Here is a 20,283-nt window from a genome sequence, read left to right on the forward strand (position 1 = left end):
TTACATAGAGTGCGTACAAAAAAGGTTCCAGAGGGATTAAATTTAATCCCTCTGGAACCTTTTTATTATAATTATGAAATATTAAATCTTATTTCAAGCTTTCTATAGCCTTTTTAGCCCAATCTGAGTCTTTATATATAGCTCTGCCTACCCCTATGAGATCTGCTTTTTCTTCTTCAAGTAATTTTTCTGCTACATAAGCTTCATTTATTCCACCAGTTAAAATTACCGGTATGGATACAACTTCTTTAATAGCTTTTGTAAGAGGTGAAAAATATCCTTGTTCACAAGCTCCTGGCATCATATACCCACAGAAGCCTCCTGAAATATCAAGTATATCTATACCTGCATTTTCAAACTTTTGAGCTGCAAGCTTACTATCATCTACTGTGCTTCCGCCTTCCATGAAATCAGAAGCACCTAACCTAAGAAGTATTGGAAAGTTCTCCCCCACAGCCTCACGAACAGCTTTAATAACTTCTAGATGAATTTTAATACGACCCTTTATATCTCCTCCGTATTCATCTGTTCTTTTATTCGAAAGTGGAGAGAAAAATTGATTAAGCAGATATCCATGAGCAGAATGAATTTCTACTGCATCAAAACCGGCCTCTCTAACACGTCTTGCAGCCTCTTTAAAATCATTAGTGATTGATTCTATATCTTTTTTAGTTAGCTCTTTAGGTATGTTTCCCATTCTTGGATTAGGAATAGCTGAAGGTCCGACAACTTCTTTGCCAGTAACCTCAGTCTTAGCAGCACTACCTGCATGATTAATTTGCATTACTGCCTTTGAGCCGTTTCTATGTATAACATCCGCCAATTCCTTCAATTTTTCTACAACATTATCTTTTGCAATTGAAAGCTGCTGATTACTGGCTTTTCCCTCTTCACTTATAAAGCTATGCTCAATAATAATCAGCGAAATATATCCTCCCCTAGATTTTTCATCATAATAATCTAAAATATCTTTGCTTACCTTACCATCTATTTCAGACTTTGAAGTAGCCATAGGCGGCATTATCAATCTGTTCTTTAAAGTTAAGTGTTTAGCTTTTATCGGTGTAATTAAATATGACATATTTACTACCTCTCTTTCACTATACCTGGCCTATCCAGTTCTCATAATAATTTTACTACATATATTATCCCATTAATCATTAATAATTATTTTCTAAACTATATTGACCTAATTTTTTACAAGCCTTATAATTATACCTAGATATACTATGCATATTAATTCTAGGTATGAAAGGTGGAAGGTTTATGAAAATTAACAAAGAACTGCTTAAAGGCAGCACGTCGACTCTCATTTTAAGCCTGCTTAACAGAAGACCAATGTACGGTTATGAAATAATAAAGGTGATGGAGATTAAGTCTAACGGTATCTTTAGTTTTAAAGAAGGAACTTTATATCCTATTCTACATTCTCTCGAAGCTGATGATCTGATTGAGGCTTATTGGAGTGAAGGCGATGGCGGAAGAAAGAGAAAATATTATAAACTTACAGACAAAGGAAGACTTTTTATGGAAGAGAAAAAAGAAGAATGGTCTACCTTTAAGACCGCAGTTGATGAAATTTTGTGTGGGGAGAAGATAATATGGGGATAGATAGAAATAATAAGCTTGAAGAATATATAAATAAAGTGTGTTTGCTTATAAAAAACAAAGATGTTCATTCAGATATTAAACTTGAATTAACTGATCATCTTGAGTCTATAAAAGAAGAAGCTATGAACTCTAAACTATCTGAAGATGAAGCTATTGATAAAGCAATTGCTCATATGGGTGACGCTGAGGTAGTTGGAAAGCAGCTTAATAAAGCACATAGAGCCAAGCTTGATTTAAAAACACTAATTCCAGTACTTTCAATTTCACTTTTTGGCTTATTAATAATGTATTTCATACAAACTAACTCAGTTGTTGCAGAAGCTAGAAACTTAAAAGTATTCCAACAAAGCTTGGTATATTATCTTATTGGCACAGTTCTAATGCTAGGACTATACATATTTGATTATAGAGAGCTATTAAAATACTCTAAGCACATATATATTGGAACTATTATTATTATAATCTCCACAATTCTATTTGGAGTTAGAATCAATGGAATTTCCTATTTGAATATAGGATTTGCAAAAATTAATTTTACTGAAATCAGTCCGTTTTTTCTAGTAATTGCTTTTGCTGGAATATTTGAATCATGGAGTTGGAGAACTTCTTTTAAATTTGTGTTAGGAATAGTGATTATGTTTATACCTTTAATGCTAATATCAACATCTTCATTGTCTACTGCTTTCATATGTATAGTTCTTTGTTTAACAATTATGATTACTTCAAAAGCAAAGCTTAAGCATATTATTATATCAATAGCAGCAGTTACAATAGTACCTTATTTGTATATAATGATTGAACCTTATAGATCAAAAAGATTATTTACATTTTTAAATCCTTACTCTGATCCACAAGGAAGTGGCTGGCTTTATATTCAACTTCGTAAAACCTTAAGCTCAGCTGGTTTTCTAGGGAATGGCTTTAATCTAAATCCAAAGACAATACCTGAAGTGCATACAGACTTCATTTTTACATATATTGTATATTCCTTTGGATGGCTCGCTGCGATAATAACAATTATATTCATAGCTTTTTTCATTATCAGAATGATGAACACTGCTAAATCAACTAGGTATTCTTATGGCAAGTTATTAGTTATAGGCTTTACCGCTGCCTTTACAACTCAGTTTATCCTAAGCATTACAACAAACTTAGGCTTTTCACCTTTGTTTGGAATTACGATGCCTTTTATGAGCTTCGGAGGTTCTCACATAATTACAGATATGATGTCTGTTGGGCTAATATTGAGTATATATAGAAGAAAGAATTTAGGACCTGTTCTGCCAGAAGAAAGCCTTGCTTAACTCCAAAGACAAAGCCAGCCAAACATTTATTCACATAAGTGTTTGACTGGCTCTTCAATTTTGTTCTTAATCCTCTGCCTTTTCTATAACGCTTCTAAAGTTTTCTTTTACTTTTCTTAATTTTTCTTCTCCAAGATCATTTTTTACTTTTAAATTATCAATAACTCTTTGGACCTTATAAATTGTAGATCTTAGACTATACTGTGAGTCTTCTATTTTTGACTGCACATTCCAATCAGCAAAAATTCCGTCAAAAAAATAATCTGCAAATTTATCAAAGGAACTTATGTCCACTGTAACATCTATACTTAAGTTTACATCCGAGAGTTCTCTTCTAAACCTGTCAAGCTTATCTCGTGCATCATTTATATAATCTACAGCTTCATCAATACTAGAATGCTTTTCCATACTACTTATAATTCCGCCGCCAAACATATCATAGGTTCCCCAGTTTTCAGCAGTATCTAGTGCATCAGCTGCACGCTCCAGAGAATTTAAAACAGAGTTTCCTGCCATTATTGCTTGCTTTATTTCTCTAAGGTCAGCCTCTATACTGCCTCTTTCTTCTGCAAAATCTAATATTTTTCGAGTATTTATATCGTGAGCATTCAATATAAACTGTTCTTTTTTTCTCATTAATTTTTCATAATCATCATTCGCATTGCCTATTTCTCTTAACTCGCCATAATACTTTTGAAGGTCTGTTTCTATACTTTTAACAGTGCCGCAGCAAGAATCATATTTAAGCTTGGCAGCTAAAAATTCCGCTTTTTCTTTATCTAGCTTTTCCTCTTTATTACCCAGTAGAGTTATAAACATCCCTTTTATGCTTAATCCTTCAAGCTTTTTGACATCAAGTTCTTCCTTGCTTAGAATTTTCTTAAGCTCATCTTTTCTATGAAGTTCGTTCTTAAGATTATCGTCAGCATGATTAATAAAGCTTAAGATTTTTTCTCTTCTTCTTACTCTTTCTTTTACTTCTAGAATTTCCCGATTTATTTTTTCATACATACCCAATCGCCCCCCTATTATAAGTATATCATACTATCTTTATAACGAAAAAAGTTGTATAAGCTCCTCTTCACTTAAAGAAGCAAAACCTTCTCCTCCACTTAATTCATCACCCATTACCTCAGAAATAAGTTTTTTCTTATCCTCCTGAAGCTTAAGAATTTTTTCTTCAATAGTTCCTTTGGCTATAAGCTTTATAACCTCAACTACATTTTTCTGCCCTATTCTGTGAGCCCTGTCTGTTGCCTGCTCCTCAACTGCTGGATTCCACCATGGGTCAAAATGAATAACCACATCTGCCGAGGTTAAATTAAGCCCTGTACCTCCTGCTTTTAAGCTTATTAAAAATACAGAGTTTTCTCCTTCATTAAACGCTTTAACCATATTCATTCTTTTTTCTGAAGGTATAGAGCCATCTAGATAACTAAAGCTTATTCCTTCCTTAGAAATTCTCTTACCTATATTTTTAAGTACAGAAGTAAATTGTGAAAATACAAGAACTCTATGCCCCTCTTCAATGCTTTGTTCTAGGAGTTCAACTAAAGCCTCAAGCTTTGCACTATCTCCTCTGTAATCTTCCATTAAAACTGAAGGATCTAAACAAAGCTGTCTCAGTTTAGTTATATATGAAAGAATTTCTATCTTACTGTTTTCAAACTCATAATCCTTTACTCTTTTTTCAATAAGTTCAACAGCATAGTTCGCATAGGCTTTATAAACCTTTTTCTGTTCTTCTTCCATATCTACTGTTATAATTTTTTCTATTTTATCAGGCAGTTCTTTTATAACTTCCTTTTTCATTCTTCTTAAAATAAAAGGCTTAATAAGTCTATTTATCTCCTCAATTACTACAGGCTCCTCTCTAAGCCTTTTGTGATACCTTACGCTGAAACGTTTTTCATCATATAAATAGCCAGGCATTATAAAATCAAAGATAGACCAAAGCTCCATAAGAGAGTTTTCTATTGGTGTTCCTGAAAGAGCAAAACGTGTTTTTGCTTTTATTTCTTTTACTGCCAGCGCATTTTGAGAGCCAGCATTTTTAATGTACTGGGCCTCATCTAGAATGAAGTAATTAAACTCGATAGAATTATAACTGTCTAAGTCTCTTTTTAAAAGATTATAAGTTGTTATAAAAACATCATACTTATCAATATTTTTTATGATTTCCTCTCTCTCTTCCTTAGAGCCATTAACAGCAGCAACCCTTACCGTAGGTGCAAACTTTTCAAATTCACTTACCCAGTTGTAAACTAAAGAAGTGGGTGCAGCGATTAATGATTTGCTTCCCTTATTTCCTAGGATAAAAGCAATAGCTTGTATAGTTTTCCCAAGACCCATTTCATCTCCCAAAACTCCTCCAAGTCCCAAATAATCAAGAGTTTTAAACCAATTATAGCCCGTCTTTTGATACTCTCTTAAATCCGCAAGCAGGTCTTTAGGCTGTTCAAACTTTAACTTATCTATATGCTTAAGCTTGTCACTTACCTTTTTAAGTTCACTTTTTCCCTTAATAAATCTTAGCTCATTTTCCTCTATAAAGCTTTCAATATAGGAGGCTCTATTTTTAGCTATCTCAATATGATTGTTATCTATCCCCTTTACTGCTACTGCATCTATAAGCTTTAGAAGCTTATTAAGCTCAAGCTCTTCTAAATCAATATATTCCCCGCTTTTAAGCTTATAAAACTTTAAATTGTCTCTAAAGGCTCTTAGTATATCTGATGTTTCCTGAGGAGGAATATCTCCGATTTTAAATTCCATTTCAAAATAATTGAACTTTCCTGCTTTTATATCTCCTTTTATACCTTTAGATCCAATAGACTTTAAGCCTTTAAAGTTCTCCGAATAAAAAACCTCTCCAATTTCCTGCAGTTTTTCAATGTCATATTTAAAAAACCTAAATATATAGTCGTCTTCTCTATTAAAATGAAACTTATTTCCTATATCTTCAAAGCCAAAGCCTCTTAAAATATCAATTACCTCGGCTTCCTTTTTAGAATCTCTATAAACAATTTTTTCTATATAATCTTCAAATATGTTAAACTCGCAGCCGTCATAACTTACTTTAACAAAAAGCGTAACTTCTCCATTTTCTCTGTTGAAGTAAAAGTTAAAATTGCAGCTCCCCATAATTATCTTATCCTTAATTGTCTTTGATAAAGTAACCTTAGGAGATAAAAAGTTAAGTTGTGGTATAAGCCTTCTTAAAACCGTTTCTTCTTCTTCATTTTGAAAAACAGCAACTTTTTGCCCTGCAAATACTTGAAGATATGGACTTATTCTATAACAAAACTCATAACTTGGAACATATATATCTGAACCATACACAAATACATCTTTTTTAGAACCTAAGCTTTGAGGCATTCCATTAGGAGATTTTAGTACGTATTCATTCTTAATAAGCTTCAAATCAAAATCAATAGGGGGAGCCTCATATAGTATTTCAGCTTCAACTGGCCTATGAAAAAAGCCTTCATTTAAATAAACCCTGTGATCTTTAATTGCTTCAGCAAAATCTCTCGTCAAATATTTAGGAATATTTAAATATTTACCATCTACTGCACTAGCATTGCTTCTATTTACATACTTGTTGCTTCCTTCTATTGTTTTCAACATTTCAATAAAGTCAATAAGTCTCTTATCCTTAGTACTAAGTTTTTGATTTTTGATATCGAAGGTAAAGTTTTTACTGTAGGTCACAGGCATATTATTGTAAAGAGAAACTAGAAATTGTTCTATATCCTTAAGTATGTAAAGGCTGTTAGAACTCATAGACTTGAGGCCTATTTTAAATTCTGCAGAAATATCCTCATTCCATTCCTTTTTATTTATATAAACTTCAAGCTTTATTTCTTCCTTATCTCTATCACTCCCTAAAAGCATATCAAGCAGCCTGCCTTTATTTATTGGATCTTTATTAAGTATACCTTCTTCATTAAAAAGCGGATGCTTAACCAACTCCTCTAAAGCTTTATAAAAGGTAGCAGCAATATGCTTGCAGGCATAATTTTTCTTCTTAAATTCATTTTTTTCGTAATCTGTACAGCTGCAAAAGGTAGAAAAGACTTCCTTTTTAGTTGCATCAAGCTCAATCTTTGTAGTATACTCATTAAACAAGTTTTCTGAAATAACAAAACCATCTATGCAGATTAGTTCTCCTTCATTGATTATGTTTATTGTGGAAACCAAATCATTGTCAATTATTCGCTGTGCTTTATCGTAATTTTTTCCGCTTGTGCTTTCTTTAAGTATTTGAAGCAGCATATCTTGTTTCATCGCATTTTCACCCTATCAAGTTTAGTTTATCAATCCTTTAATTATAACACAAAACTAAAATTAGTGCTTATATCCTATAACTCATAAGATATATATAATGCAATAAAGTTCTTACATTAATGATGTCACAAAATATCAAATCTTCAAGGATTTTTGGGGCATCGTTAATGTATTAGAACTTTTGCATTATATATATAATAATTTCTTTAATATGAACTAAATTTTTAAATTTGTAACAACCTTGTCATGAAATTGTCATAAAACTGTTTTATTATAAATTCATGAAATAAATGATAAAATAATAAATGGATATATATATGGGAGGAATTATTTATGGAGAATAACAATAATCAAGAATTTAACCAAGAACTTAATCAAGAAAATACTCATGATACTTATGTGATGAATTATACTGAACCTAACAATCAAAAGCCCAAGAAAAAGGGCAGCAAATTTAAAAAAACATTATCCTACGTTGCTGTGGGTCTTGTATGTACAGTTATAGGAGGAGTAGCATCTGGTGCAGCTGTTCTATATGGACTTCCAAAAACAGATTTATTTAAAGATACAGCATTATATAAATCCCTAGCAGGCAGCGTAAATACTTCTACTTCAGTATATGATGGTCATCCAACTCAACTTGCTGCTACAAGCGGCGCAATGACAGTAGCAGAAATAGCTAAGAAGGTAGGCCCTGCAGTGGTAGCTGTTACAACAACACTTCAAACACAGCAAGGCTTCTTTGGCAGTCAGCAAGCACAAGGTGTAGGAACAGGAATGATAATAAATGAAGAAGGATATATTCTTACTAACTATCACGTTGTTGAAGGTGCACAGCAGGTTAAGGTAACCTTAAGCAACAATAAGCAAGTAAATGCCAAGGTTGTAAATTATGATGCCAACTATGATGTTGCAGTAGTTAAAATAACGGACAGTGTTAAAGTACCCGCAGTAGTTGAAATTGGAGATTCAGATAATCTTCAGGTTGGAGAATCTGTAGTAGCAATCGGTAACCCTCTAGGAACTGACTTTTTCGGATCTGTAACAACAGGTATAGTAAGTGCTTTAAATAGAAAAATTGATGGTGATGGAAGCACAAATAACCAAGGCCAATCATCAACAGGACTTTCTTACATCCAAACTGATGCGGCTATAAATTCCGGTAACAGTGGCGGACCTCTTATAAACTCAAGAGGACAAGTAATAGGAATTAACACAGCTAAGATTAAGCAAAGCGGAGTTGAAGGTTTAGGTTTTTCGATTCCAATAAATGCTGTTAAAAATAAAATTTCTGATTTATCTAAGCCAGTGTTAATGGTAGGAATACAGGGAAGGGAAATAGATAAAACTTTATCAGAACAATATAACCTTCCAATTGGATTATATATTCAAGATGTTACAGAATTCAGCCCAGCGGAAAAAGCGGGTTTAAAGCGCGGTGATGTTATTACTAAGTTTGATGGACAAAAAGTAACAACCTTTAACGAAGTTACTACTATAAAAAACAAGCATAAGTCCGGTGATCAAATTTCTGTAACTGTTAATAGAGATGGAAAAGAAACAAATTTGACTTTGACACTTATTGCTCAATAATATATCATTGTTATAAAAAGGTCAGTGCAAGACAGAAGTTTTGCACTGACTTTTTTATAACTCTGACTTATTGTTATAAATGTAATTAATTAACATTTCAGAAAATTTAAACACATTTTCTTATTAATCTCTAAAATTTATTACTATTTTTTTGATATTTTATTAACAAATTTTTAAAAAACTCTTGTTATCTTTTTATCAATCAGTTATAATAAACTTGTCCAAAAAAATATAAATCTTTATAACATAGGGGGATTCTAAAATGAAAATAAAAGCATTAGTTTTAGCAGTAGCAGTAGGAGCTACATTATTTACAGGATGTGCCAAGAAGGCAGACCCAGCTGCAGCACCAAAGGCAGATGCAGCAAAACCAGCTGCAACAGAAACTAAGAAAACAGATGCAGTAGCAACAGCTTCAGTAGTTGATACAAACGCAGCTTTTGAGAAAGCTTTAACTAAAGACGGTGGAAAATATGTTGTTGCAACATTAAAGGATTTAACTTTCGATAAAGAATTAGTAGTTGAAGGAAGCTACAAAACTGGTAAGAAAGACGACAAAGGTAATTTAATAAAAGATGCTAATGGTAATGAGCAAACTCAACGTAAAATAGGTCTTTATACTCAAGATGATAAGCATAATGTAACAGGCAGATTTACTTTAACTGCTCCAAAAATCACTTTCAACAGCGATTTCGGAAGTCTTGAACATGGAACTTTCAAGGGTGATCTTTATATCTCTGGAAAGAACTTCAAGCTAGTTAATCAAAAGATTGATGGAAATGTATACTTCTTAAATGCAGATGCTGAAAAGACATTCACAATTGCTGACAGCAAAACTGACAACGTAGCAACTGTTATAACTGGAAAGAAAGAATTAAAGAAGTAGTTCTAAGTTTAAATATAAGACAGTTAGTCGATTAATTGACTAACTGTTTTTTTATTCTATCTATTCTATTTTATACCTTTGATAAACTTTGCTGGATTTAACTATAAATTCACAAACTGATGATGCCGCTATTAGTGAGTAATTTATATCTGTCATTATTCCTTGAGGCTCCAAATAATACTTTTTTCTAATTTTTAATATTAAATTCTTTATACTTACCTCCTTTTTACATTTATAACGTAAGTCTATACTTCCAGTTAAAAACATAGATAAAAGCTTAGTATGAAGCGTTACTTCATAGGTACCATGTCCTAACTTATCTTTTTTCCAATACTCTTTAGTATGGTATATACAGAAATAGTCGCTTACAAAGTGACAAATGATTCCTAATGCCATAGAAAAGTCTTTTACCGAAATATTGCTATTAATAATATCTTCAGAATAAATATTAATCATTTCCAAACTGTCTTCTAAAGTATGTTCACATTTTATATATCCCTTATCTAAATCAGGTCTTATATTTCCATAAGAGAAAGCGGGCAAGTCTAGTATAAAATTCGTACTCTTCAAAATATATTTATAAACTAAATTAGCAATTAATATATGACTGCTAGTTATCAAAGCTTGACCCTCCATAAAGATTGATTACATAATAATGTATATTACTAATAACTTTTTTTCATATCTATAATTTCATTTGTAGAAATTAAAAGGACGGTTAAATCTTATAATTTATCCGTCCTAATATATTATCTTATCTCCTTGCTTGACTTAACGCTCTCTTAGCAGCCAATTTCCAGTTAGCAACTGCCTGCGAAGATAAACCTTGAGGATTAACATCATAAGTTTGATTTTGAACCATTAAGTTAGCTAATGTATCTCTTCCATCTGAATTTCCTGGTTGAGCACCATTAATATTACCGGTTGCTGTATTTCCTGTAGTACCACCATATTGCGCCCCTGTTGTATTTCCTGTAGTTGCATTGTTTCCAGTATTGGTTCTATTTCCATAGCTAGTTGTATTCCCCATATTTGTGGTACCTGCTCCGCTAGTTGAAGTTCCGTAACCTGTTGTACCTGTTACATTATTTGAAGTTCCAGATCCTGTAGTTCCTGTTCCATTATATGAGGTGTTTCCTCCTGTTGTCATACCTGTTGTAGTCCCAGTTCCTCCAGTTGAAGGTGTTGTGCTTCCGTTTGGGTTGCTCATATTATAGTTATTAGCTGGGAAATTTCCTCCACTTGCATTACCGCTACCAACAATAGGTCTGCTTCCTGTGTTAGTAGTAACCTTTCCACTTGTATCTGTATAATCAAGTACTACATTGCTTATTCTTCCACCTCTTACAAATACTGTTGCCATATGGTTTCCTGTAGAAGTAGGATCTCCATAAGCTGTGTAGGTTCCATCCTTGTAATTTCCTATAGTTGTTCCCTGATTGGTGTTATATCCTGTTCTTGTTCCCTGAGTTGTACCAGTATTTGTTCTATTTCTATTTTCGTAATTTGTTCCAGTACCTCTTTGATAGCATGCTGTCAAAGTTGTAGAAATAAGAATTACTGACAATAATGCTGCAGTTTTTTTCATGAATACTCCACCTCCAGTTCTCTATCCATTAAATATTGTGTCTATCTAATAAGATAAAATACTAGAGAATTGTTAGGCATTTTATAATATAAGTAGAAAACTTTTAAGCTGCAGAATTATTTCTGCAGCTTTTTTATACATTCTTCTATTATTTTAAAGCCCTTTTCTATATCATTGTACTCTAATCTTGAAAATCCAAGCCTGAAGGTATCTTTTTTAATATCATCTACATAAAATATGTCTCCCGGCATAAAAATTACATTATTTTTCATCGCTTCATCTAAAAGCCTTCTTGCATATATATGAGGAAGTTCTAAAAATATGTGAAGTCCTCCATCACCATAAACTTTGCAGCAAGATAAATATTTTTCAGCACACTTTACTGCAAATTTATACTTATCTCTGTAATATTTTCTAGCTTTTTTTAAATAGATTTCAAAGTCTCCATTTTTTAAATACTCATATAAAAATGCCTGATCTAAAACTGAATTATGAATATTTCTGCTTCTTTTAATGCTTTCAAGCACATCTATTAATTTTCTATCCGCAACAATCCAGCCTACTCTAATACCTGGGAAAAGTATCTTAGAAAAACTTCCTGCGTATATTACACTGTTATCCTCGCCCGCTAAAGCAGCTATAGAAGATACATGTGAAGAAGAGTAAAGCAGTTCTTCATTAAATCCATCTTCAATAATAGGTACATTATAAGCATTACAAAGTTCGTAGATTTCTTTTCTCATATTAGCCGGCATCACTACTCCTGTAGGATTGTGATAGGAAGGAATAAGATAAATTAATTTCACTTCATTATTTTCCAATTTTTCTTTTAATTTAAGTGTATTTATGACTCCTTGTTCCATATCCACTCCAATTATATTTAGATCATGAAGCTTCATAAGTTTAATTGCAGTGTTATGAGTAGGATTTTCACAAATAACAGCATCGCCTTTAGTAGTCAGTGAAGATAGTATTATATCAAAGGCTTCAGTAAATCCATTTGTTATCAATAAATCCTTTTCTTTAAGATTTACCCCTTTGTTTTCCATATAAATTTTTAAATAATCTATAAGAGGCTTATACCCCTTTGCATAGCCATAGTTGAATAATTTTTCACCATGAAGAGAAACACTGCTTAAAAAATTTCTTTTTATTTCTTCCAAATCAAATAACTTTTCATCAGGTGCTATACTTTTAAAAGAAATCATGTTTTTTGCAGTAACTGCTTCATTTTTTACTATATCCAAATCAACAGCTGTCTTTCCAAAATCACTAATTTTTTCATTCCAATCTACCTGCCATTTAGATCCTTTTTTCTTAAATTTATGAGAAACAAAGGCTCCCTTTCCTTTTACTATTTGTATATACTCCTTATCTTCAAGAAGTTCATAAGCATGGATGCAGGAGTTTCTGCTTATTTTTAAAAGCTCAGAAACCTCTCTTGTGGAAGGAAGCTTGCTGCCTTCAATAAGAAATCCTTCTTCAATCATCCTTATTATTTCATTTTTGATTTGCTTATAGATAGGTTCTTTACCCTTCAGCCTAAATTCTGATAGAAGCATTTCATTACCTCATTATCGCTTAATTTTTAAAGATAGCTCAATTATGACATCAAGAAGCTCACCAAAGCCTAAACCATATGCCCTTGCACTTTTAGGAATCAAACTATTTTTAGTCATTCCCGGCAAGGTGTTTATTTCAAGCACATAGGGCTCATTATCTTTTAATATAATATCTATTCTACCATATACAGAGCATTTAAATAAACTCCAGCACTTTCTGCATATATTATCAACCTTTTCCTTTATCGCTTCTTCAAGCTCAACTATTACTTCTTCAGAGCCCATATCTTCATATTTCGATTTATAATCAAAAAACTCTGAGGATGGTTTTATCTCTATAATTGGAAGAAGCATTCCATCTAAAATACTGCAGGTTATTTCTCTTCCTTCAATGTATTTTTCTACCATTATCTCTTCATCATAGGTAAAAGCTTTCAAAATCGCGTCTAAAATATCTTCACTATTTCTAACTATAAAAGTCCCAAGGCTTGAACCTCCATTAACAGGCTTAACCACTAATGGATAACCTATTTTCCCAAGAAGCTTATAGTCTATTTCATTTCTCTTCTTTATGGTTATCCATTCTGGAGTATTTATTCCTTCAGCTCTCATAAGTCTTTTTGATATATCCTTATCCATACAGAGACTGCTTGCTAATATACCCGAGCCTGAATATGGTATATTAAGACTTTCCAGTATAGCTTGTGCTCCTCCATCCTCACCAAACTTACCATGTAGAGCTAAAAGTGCAAAGTCTATATTTTCTCTAAGCACTTTATCAATTAAATCTTTTCTGCTGTTTATCTGAATTTCAATTACTTCGTATTTTTTTTTATCTAAGTTTTCTATCATTTCTTTTCCTGTTTTTATCGAAACTTCTCTTTCTGCCGAAGTACCGCCTGTTATAACTCCTACTTTCATTTTATGGCCTCCTTTAAAAATTTAACTTTATACTTTAATTTTAATCTCTTAAAATAATAAAAAAAGAACCACTGCCATGGAACTTTTCCATAGCAGTGGTATCACATAGATATATATAATTAGTCATTATAGATATCGTAATATTCTTCTCCCCAGTATTTTTGTATAAACTCATCTCTTCCTGATATTTTTCTATCTTCCTTATACTCTACCGGACTCTTCTTATAAAAATCCTGATGATAATCTTCGGCTTCGTAAAACTTTACTGCCTGAAGTATTGGAGTTACTATAGGATTAGGAAATCTTTTTGATTCGTCCATAGCTTTTTTAGAAGCTTCAGCCTTTTGTCTTTGCTCATCAGTAGTATAAAATATAGCCGGTCTATAGGATGGTCCTCTGTCTTGAAATTGTCCTCCCTCGTCAGTAGGATCCACTTGTCTCCAATATGCCTGAAGCAGCTTTTCATAATCTATAATCTCTGGATCATAAGTCACTTTTATAACTTCATAATGACCTGATGTTTGAGACTTAACATCTTTATATGTAGGATTTTCAAGATGACCTCCGGTATATCCTGATACTATCTCAGCTATTCCATCTAAAACGTCAAATGGTGAAACCATACACCAAAAACACCCACCTGCAAATATAGCAACTTCATATTTATTATTGTCAGTCATTATAATCGGCCTCCTATCCATAGTTCTTCAAAAACAATTATACCTTATTTGCCCTCTATAGGTAATAGCTTTAAAATTTTTTATAATTTTTATTAATAATTTTTAAATAACAACAAATGCTAATACTGAAACTTAAGTTAAATGAGGCTAAAGTCCTAGGTGGACTTTAGCGGGAATCTTGCAAACGATAGTGATCATTCTAAGATTCCCAGTGTTTCGAGTGAAAGGAGGAAAAAATCGTGAACAGAAAATTACTTAGTTTTACAGTAGCTTTATCACTAATCTTTACAGCAGGATGTACTACACAGCAGAAACAAAAGAACAATCCTCAGCCTATTCAAGGTGTTGAATCCTCTGTTAACCAAATGGGGAATATTCAGAGAGTAAAAGTTACTGCTGATACCTCAAATGTTAGAAGTGGATGCTCAGGCAATACGCCTGTTCTAAAAACAGCTGCAAAAGACAGTACTTTAGATGTAGTAAGTCAGGTTTCAGATTGGTTTGCAGTAAAGCTTCCAAATAATCAAATTGGTTTTGTACACAACCAGGAAGCTAAGCCAGTTGTTGTTGAAAATAATCAGCCAAATGTAACACCTGATACTACTGGAGGTGCTCCTCAAGTCACTCAAGGTAATGCAACTAGTTCCACAGCACCTAAAACACCAAGCTCTCAAACAAACTCAGGAACCCTAACTGCACAGGAGCAGCAAATGCTAAACCTAGTAAATCAAGCTAGAGCACAAAATAATGTACCTCCGCTCCAAATAGATATGCAGGTCACTAATGTAGCAAGAATTAAAGCTCAGGATATGATAGACAATAATTACTTCAGCCACAATTCACCAAAGTACGGAAGTCCTTTTGACATGATGAAATCCTTTGGGGTAAGTTATGTTCAAGCCGGTGAAAACATAGCTGGAAATCAAACTGTTCCAAACGCTGAGAATGCTTTAATGAATTCACCAGGGCATAGAAAAAATATATTAAACCCTGCTTATACTCATATAGGCATTGGAATTAAAAGCGGCGGTCCTTATGGAAATATGTTTTCTCAAATGTTTGTAAGCAAACCTAAATAAACATTCATAAATGAGTACAGCAGTCTAAGGTTATTAGCTTCAGACTGCTGTATATTTTTTATTCTTTTTTATTTTTGTCCTTTAAATTATCCTTTATTTTATCTCTTACCTCAGGATTACTGTAAATTTCAGCACCTGCCTCTATCATATTATTTCCTAAAGCCGCCATTCTCAGCTGAGCAGCAGTCAATTTCTTGCTCATTTTATTTTCTCCTTTCCCTATTATACAATGCAAGACCTCTATTGCATTATATATATCTTCTATTTTTTACGGAAAAAGATACATAGAAGATAAAGCTTATCGCCAAAGTAAATCCTGAAAATATTATGGCTATTAATAAAACTGAGATTAAATGAGCATTATATCTTCCTAGCTGAATTATAAAATGAGCAGTACTTATACTAAAATATCTTAATAAAAAATTAATAATAAAAATGAATACAAATAAAACTATAAAGCCATCTTTAGCTCCCTTTATATCTGCTTTGCTTAAAGCTATATGAGAAGATATGCAAACTGCAGTAATTATAAAGATCCAAAAGTTAATGCTTGATAAATTACTTATATTAAATATACTTTTAATAAGTACACCAGAAGCTTTAAACAGAGAGCCTGCTAAATTCACATCTATTTTATCATTGTTTATTCCTTCTAAGACAAATACCTTAAACACCTTAAAAGAACGTGGAACAAGAAAATACATTCCAGCTATCAACGCTCCTATGCCGCTGAATATTGGACCTAAACCTATAAACAGATTACCTATTCTTTGATAAAGGCTGCTTGGATTATAGCTGTGCTCAACATACCCTAAAACACCATTTTCACTTTTTGTATTTAAAAGCTTTATTCTTGTAATATTATGATTAAAAATTATACACATTGCCGCGTGACCTAATTCATGAATTGGTGTACCTAGCCAAGCTGTAATGAATATGCCTTTTCTCCCTAAGGATCTTTGCATAAGATTATTAGAAACTCTTTCAAATAACCCTAATATTAATCCTGCTATAAGTATCAATCCTGTTAAATAAAAAATCTCTATAATACTAATTTTAAAAACTGACAATATAATTTCACTCATTATTGCACCTCTTTTTTTATCTTTTAATAGTATACCACAAAATTATGTACTTACTTCGTATTTATATTTGGACAATAAAACATCAAATTTTTATTTATTATTTATCGACTCCAAGTTTATAGTTAGGATTGTTTATTTATATAATATGATATAATATTCTTAATATGTTTAGTCATAGGGGGAACACATTGGTGAATAAAAGATTAATTTCTCTATATATTTTATTTGTTTTTATTTTTTGTACAAGCACTGTATCTTTAGCTGCTGATAATCCTCAAGATGCTATTGCAAATAATAAAATGAAGTTTCAGCAAATGAATGATAATATAATGGAAACAAATAATCAAATTTCTGAGTTAAATATAAAAATCTCTAAAACTAAGAGTGATATAAATAAGAATAATGCAGACATAGATAAAAACAATAAAGAAATTGAAGCCGAAAAGCTACATATGGAACAGTTAATTAACGAAATTAATCAAAAACAAGAGGTAGCTAACAAGAGACTTAGAGCAATGTATATAAATGGATACAATGAGAATTTTGCAGCAATACTTCTTACGTCTAAAAGCTTCTCAGATTTAATTTCAAGATATGAGATAATAAAAAATATAGTATCCTATGATAAGAAGGTCTTTGACGATTTAACTTCAAGAAAGAAAAGCCTTAAAGAAGCTATCAGCGATTTAGATAATAAGCTGCAAAAGCTTCAAGAACTAAAAAATAATAACTTAGAAAAGCTTCGGCAGCTGGATAATGACAAAAAGAAGCTTCAGCAGCTGATTATTGAGTTCGATAAAGAGAAAGTTTTAGCAGCTCAAGCTATAAAAGAGAATGAGGAAAAGCTTATTGCGCATTCTATATCAGTAATTGACTCAAATTCATCTACAATACCAGATATGAAAGGTGCTCTCCAAACCTTAAACAGCTTGGTTTCTCAAATCACCACTGATTCAGTTAAAAATAAAGCCAAAGATTATATAACTTCTGGAAGCAAAAAGCTTGCAGATATGATAGCTAAAGAAACCAAACCAGTGGTTTCAAATAATGAAACCTATAAAGCAACCTATGCTATGCAGGCTACTGCATATACAGGGGGTACACTTACAGCATTAGGCCTTAAGCCTGTAAGAGATCCATCTGGTTTAAGTACTATTGCCGTGGATCCTTCAGTTATTCCACTTGGCTCTAAGGTTTATATACCTGGCTATGGTTATGCAATATCCTCTGACACTGGAAGTGCCATCAAGGGAAATATAATTGATTTATATTTAAACTCAGAGGATGAATGTATAAACTGGGGAAGAAGGAATGTAACGCTTTATATTGTTGCTTATCCAGGGGAATGGTAATTAACCTCAAATTAAAGGACAACCTTCTTGGTTGTCCTTTAATTTATAATACTATTTTTAAATCCATAATCAATTTTTTAAAATTCTTTACCTCAATAGACTTCTTAAAAAAACGCGCTTGTTTCTTACATTGCTGAGTCAGCATACTTAATTACAACCTCCGAAGCATAACAGTTAGCCTAATATTGAATTTCCTTTAAACATAAACCCTTTGCTGCTGCAGTAGGTCCTGCCTCTGCTCTGCTCTTCTTCTGTAGAATTTCCTCTACGTCATTTGGCTTAATGGTACCCTTGCCAACTTCTATTAGTGTTCCTGTAATAATCCTTACCATATTCAATAAAAATCCATTACCATTAACCTCTAGCACAATTAAACCATCATTTTCCTTTATATCTATGTAGTTTATAGTTCTAATGGTAGGCTTTGTATTTGCCTTTAAACTTGTAAAGCTTTGAAAATCATGAGTTCCAATTAAAAACCCTGCTGCTTTTCTCATATCTTCAATATTTAACTTTTCAATAACATGATAGGTGTACCTTCTATTAAAAACATCTCTAAATTTATTATTATTTATTCTATACACATAGGTTTTAGCTTTCACATTATATCTTGCATGAAATCTTTCACCAGTATCCTTCATAGATTTCACTACTATATCCTCTGGTAAATATTCATATAGGTAATTCAACATATTATCTATGCTTTCATCATAATTAGTATGAAAGTTTGCTATATAATTCTCAGCGTGAACCCCTGTATCTGTTCTTCCACAGCCTATTACCTGAATTTCCTCTCCAATCATTTTAGAAAGAACACTTTCTATCTTATTTTGTATAGTAATATCTACATCTTTTTGTTTTTGCCATCCTCTATATCTGCTTCCATCATATTGTATTACCATTTTTAAATTTCTCATTCTATTCCACCTTCTTTAGTTATAGATAAACAAGTTGTTTCTCTATAATATTTAAATTACAGCTTATTGTATCACACTACAAAATAAAACCATACTCTTTCATTATGGAAATGTCAAATTACTTATTGATTTATAAAAAATTTTTCAAATAAATGTGTTATAATATATACTGCTAGGAAAGAATGTAAATATAATGTTTTAACTTTATTTACTCCTAGAACAAAAGAAAGAGGTGCTTATCATACAAAATAAGAATAAAACAAAGGTTAGTAATTTAGGGCCAAATGAGTTTCAAGTAAACAAAAGTATTGCTTCTATAAGTCTAAAGAAAAAGAATGGCTCAACTGTAGATGCAAAAATAGATGCCGAAGATCTTCAGCGAGTATTAGATAGTGGAACATGGTTTGCAGAGTGGCATAAAGATTATAATAGCTATTTAGTTATGAATTATATAAATGCTGATAACCACAAGGAAAAGCAGAGCCTTCAATCCTTTATACTAGAAGTGGACCCAAGAACCCCTATTAGACATCTAAATGGAGATACATTAGATAACAGAAAAGCAAATTTAGAACTATATAATAAAAATTCCTACAATGATTATAAAGAACTGAATGAAGAAACTGCTGAAGTTATGCTTATGGACAGTCATGGCAGGAATGCAGCAAAAACTATAATTGATAAGGCAGATTTATATAGAGTTATTAACAATGGATACCCATGGGTTTATTATAAAGTAAATGAAAAACCCTATGCTGTTGCAAACACTCCAGCAGGCAGACTTTATTTAGACAGGTTTATTATGGCTACCCCTGAAGATATGATTGTTCAGCATGTAAATCTTAATACCTTAGATAACAGAAAAGTTAACTTACGCAACATGAAAGCTAGTGAAGACTAAAAATACAGAGGAGTTTATCCTCTGTATTTTTAGTTCTTTTTCTTATCTTTCTTTTTATCACCTTTTTTGGTAGAGCCGCTTTTGCTCTTTCCTTTATCTGGCATAGCAGAACCTCCTTATTTTAAATTGAGTAGATTCACTGCAAGCTGATTTATATATTATATATTTCTACAATTATCTGAATATTCCTTCAAAATTTATAAATATTAAAAAATAATAATCAAAAAATAAAAAATGCTAAGTATAAAACTTAGCATTTACAACCTAGCAACTCTCTACTCTTCCACTCAGTCTCCCGAGCAGTACCATCGACATCTCAAAGCTTAACCTTCGTGTTCGGAATGGGAACGGGTGTAACCTTTGCATCATCGCCACTAGATATTAAAGAATAATTATATTATTCTTTCAAAATTGCACAGATTAAATTAATTTGGTCAAGCCCTCGACCTATTAGTATCAGTCAGCTAAACATGTTACCATGCTTACACCTCTGACCTATCAACCTTGTGTTCTT

Annotated in this window: 18 protein-coding genes and 2 rRNA genes; 7 read left to right on the forward strand and 13 right to left on the reverse strand. The window is 32.1% G+C overall.

What is annotated here, in order from left to right; genetic code table 11:
• Positions 1-88: 88 nt before the first annotated feature.
• Positions 89-1,081, reverse strand: coding sequence for an NADH:flavin oxidoreductase (locus JK636_RS12680; RefSeq protein WP_202749377.1), 993 nt, complete (start codon positions 1,079-1,081; stop codon positions 89-91).
• A 185-nt stretch (positions 1,082-1,266) separates the two neighbouring features.
• Here JK636_RS12680 and JK636_RS12685 point away from each other — a divergent pair, with 185 nt between their 5' ends.
• The gene (locus JK636_RS12685; protein ID WP_202749378.1) at positions 1,267-1,611 is read left to right on the forward strand and encodes a PadR family transcriptional regulator; all 345 of its coding nucleotides are present in this window, start codon (positions 1,267-1,269) and stop codon (positions 1,609-1,611) included.
• Entirely contained in the window at positions 1,602-2,915 is a 1,314-nt protein-coding gene (locus JK636_RS12690) for an FtsW/RodA/SpoVE family cell cycle protein (protein ID WP_202749379.1), read from the forward strand. The genes JK636_RS12685 and JK636_RS12690 overlap by 10 nt, the downstream gene beginning before the upstream one ends.
• A 66-nt stretch (positions 2,916-2,981) precedes the next feature.
• Here JK636_RS12690 and JK636_RS12695 read toward each other — a convergent pair whose 3' ends face one another.
• The gene (locus tag JK636_RS12695) at positions 2,982-3,926 is read right to left on the reverse strand and encodes a hypothetical protein (RefSeq protein ID WP_202749380.1); all 945 of its coding nucleotides are present in this window, start codon (positions 3,924-3,926) and stop codon (positions 2,982-2,984) included.
• Positions 3,927-3,965: 39 nt separating this feature from the next.
• Positions 3,966-7,205, reverse strand: a complete 3,240-nt coding sequence (locus JK636_RS12700) for a DEAD/DEAH box helicase (RefSeq protein ID WP_202749381.1) — start codon at positions 7,203-7,205, stop codon at positions 3,966-3,968.
• A gap of 333 nt (positions 7,206-7,538) precedes the next feature.
• Between JK636_RS12700 and JK636_RS12705 the strand changes: the two genes are divergently transcribed.
• Both JK636_RS12705 and JK636_RS12710 read left to right on the forward strand, forming a co-directional pair.
• Positions 7,539-8,798, forward strand: coding sequence for a S1C family serine protease (locus JK636_RS12705; RefSeq protein WP_202749382.1), 1,260 nt, complete (start codon positions 7,539-7,541; stop codon positions 8,796-8,798).
• 262 nt (positions 8,799-9,060) lie between these two features.
• Positions 9,061-9,684 (forward strand): hypothetical protein, encoded by a 624-nt coding sequence (locus JK636_RS12710; protein ID WP_202749383.1) that lies wholly within the window; start codon positions 9,061-9,063, stop codon positions 9,682-9,684.
• Between the two features lie 60 nt (positions 9,685-9,744).
• Here the strand turns inward: JK636_RS12710 and JK636_RS12715 are convergent, their stop codons facing one another.
• From JK636_RS12715 to msrA, 5 genes are all read right to left on the reverse strand, one after another.
• Complete coding sequence (locus JK636_RS12715; protein WP_202749384.1) at positions 9,745-10,305, reverse strand: zinc dependent phospholipase C family protein; 561 nt, start codon at positions 10,303-10,305, stop codon at positions 9,745-9,747.
• 133 nt (positions 10,306-10,438) lie between these two features.
• Positions 10,439-11,272, reverse strand: a complete 834-nt coding sequence (locus JK636_RS12720) for a hypothetical protein (protein WP_202749385.1) — start codon at positions 11,270-11,272, stop codon at positions 10,439-10,441.
• Positions 11,273-11,388: 116 nt separating this feature from the next.
• The gene (locus JK636_RS12725) at positions 11,389-12,834 is read right to left on the reverse strand and encodes an aminotransferase-like domain-containing protein (protein ID WP_202749386.1); all 1,446 of its coding nucleotides are present in this window, start codon (positions 12,832-12,834) and stop codon (positions 11,389-11,391) included.
• A gap of 12 nt (positions 12,835-12,846) precedes the next feature.
• Positions 12,847-13,755 carry a D-alanine--D-alanine ligase gene (locus JK636_RS12730; protein ID WP_202749387.1) on the reverse strand — a complete coding sequence of 303 codons (909 nt, stop codon included), beginning with the start codon at positions 13,753-13,755 and terminating at the stop codon, positions 12,847-12,849.
• A gap of 119 nt (positions 13,756-13,874) precedes the next feature.
• Positions 13,875-14,435, reverse strand: a complete 561-nt coding sequence (gene msrA / locus JK636_RS12735) for a peptide-methionine (S)-S-oxide reductase MsrA (RefSeq protein WP_202749388.1) — start codon at positions 14,433-14,435, stop codon at positions 13,875-13,877.
• 239 nt (positions 14,436-14,674) lie between these two features.
• Between msrA and JK636_RS23885 the strand changes: the two genes are divergently transcribed.
• Positions 14,675-15,514: a CAP domain-containing protein gene (locus tag JK636_RS23885; RefSeq protein ID WP_338025775.1), complete on the forward strand. Its 840-nt coding sequence runs from the start codon at positions 14,675-14,677 to the stop codon at positions 15,512-15,514.
• Between the two features lie 58 nt (positions 15,515-15,572).
• Here JK636_RS23885 and JK636_RS12745 read toward each other — a convergent pair whose 3' ends face one another.
• Both JK636_RS12745 and JK636_RS12750 read right to left on the reverse strand, forming a co-directional pair.
• Positions 15,573-15,716 (reverse strand): hypothetical protein, encoded by a 144-nt coding sequence (locus tag JK636_RS12745; RefSeq protein WP_202749389.1) that lies wholly within the window; start codon positions 15,714-15,716, stop codon positions 15,573-15,575.
• A gap of 46 nt (positions 15,717-15,762) precedes the next feature.
• Entirely contained in the window at positions 15,763-16,599 is an 837-nt protein-coding gene (locus tag JK636_RS12750; RefSeq protein ID WP_202749390.1) for a hypothetical protein, read from the reverse strand.
• Positions 16,600-16,790: 191 nt separating this feature from the next.
• Here JK636_RS12750 and JK636_RS23890 point away from each other — a divergent pair, with 191 nt between their 5' ends.
• A complete protein-coding gene (locus JK636_RS23890; RefSeq protein WP_338025776.1) occupies positions 16,791-17,951 on the forward strand; it encodes a 3D domain-containing protein in 1,161 nt (386 codons plus the stop codon).
• Between the two features lie 179 nt (positions 17,952-18,130).
• Here JK636_RS23890 and truA read toward each other — a convergent pair whose 3' ends face one another.
• Positions 18,131-18,868, reverse strand: coding sequence for a tRNA pseudouridine(38-40) synthase TruA (gene truA / locus JK636_RS12760; RefSeq protein ID WP_202749391.1), 738 nt, complete (start codon positions 18,866-18,868; stop codon positions 18,131-18,133).
• A 232-nt stretch (positions 18,869-19,100) separates the two neighbouring features.
• On the opposite strand from truA, the gene JK636_RS12765 reads away from it, so the two are divergent.
• Positions 19,101-19,769, forward strand: coding sequence for a hypothetical protein (locus JK636_RS12765; protein WP_207751748.1), 669 nt, complete (start codon positions 19,101-19,103; stop codon positions 19,767-19,769).
• A 262-nt stretch (positions 19,770-20,031) separates the two neighbouring features.
• Here the strand turns inward: JK636_RS12765 and rrf are convergent.
• Positions 20,032-20,148 (reverse strand): 5S ribosomal RNA (gene rrf, locus JK636_RS12770).
• 51 nt (positions 20,149-20,199) lie between these two features.
• Positions 20,200-20,283: ribosomal RNA gene (locus JK636_RS12775) — 23S ribosomal RNA — on the reverse strand; the annotation flags it as partial.

Source organism: Clostridium rhizosphaerae (assembly GCF_016765585.1).
Lineage (GTDB): Bacteria > Bacillota > Clostridia > Clostridiales > Clostridiaceae > Clostridium_AT > Clostridium_AT rhizosphaerae.

Coding starts and splice junctions, on each gene's coding strand:
- JK636_RS12695 (WP_202749380.1), bottom strand. CDS start 3,926: ATGTATGAAAAAATAAATCGGGAAATTCTAGAAGTAAAAGAAAGAGTA.
- JK636_RS12725 (WP_202749386.1), bottom strand. CDS start 12,834: ATGCTTCTATCAGAATTTAGGCTGAAGGGTAAAGAACCTATCTATAAG.
- JK636_RS12730 (WP_202749387.1), bottom strand. CDS start 13,755: ATGAAAGTAGGAGTTATAACAGGCGGTACTTCGGCAGAAAGAGAAGTT.
- truA (WP_202749391.1), bottom strand. CDS start 18,868: ATGAGAAATTTAAAAATGGTAATACAATATGATGGAAGCAGATATAGA.
- JK636_RS12750 (WP_202749390.1), bottom strand. CDS start 16,599: ATGAGTGAAATTATATTGTCAGTTTTTAAAATTAGTATTATAGAGATT.
- JK636_RS12680 (WP_202749377.1), bottom strand. CDS start 1,081: ATGTCATATTTAATTACACCGATAAAAGCTAAACACTTAACTTTAAAG.
- JK636_RS12685 (WP_202749378.1), top strand. CDS start 1,267: ATGAAAATTAACAAAGAACTGCTTAAAGGCAGCACGTCGACTCTCATT.
- JK636_RS12690 (WP_202749379.1), top strand. CDS start 1,602: ATGGGGATAGATAGAAATAATAAGCTTGAAGAATATATAAATAAAGTG.
- JK636_RS12710 (WP_202749383.1), top strand. CDS start 9,061: ATGAAAATAAAAGCATTAGTTTTAGCAGTAGCAGTAGGAGCTACATTA.
- msrA (WP_202749388.1), bottom strand. CDS start 14,435: ATGACTGACAATAATAAATATGAAGTTGCTATATTTGCAGGTGGGTGT.
- JK636_RS12705 (WP_202749382.1), top strand. CDS start 7,539: ATGGAGAATAACAATAATCAAGAATTTAACCAAGAACTTAATCAAGAA.
- JK636_RS12700 (WP_202749381.1), bottom strand. CDS start 7,205: ATGAAACAAGATATGCTGCTTCAAATACTTAAAGAAAGCACAAGCGGA.
- JK636_RS12720 (WP_202749385.1), bottom strand. CDS start 11,272: ATGAAAAAAACTGCAGCATTATTGTCAGTAATTCTTATTTCTACAACT.
- JK636_RS12745 (WP_202749389.1), bottom strand. CDS start 15,716: ATGAGCAAGAAATTGACTGCTGCTCAGCTGAGAATGGCGGCTTTAGGA.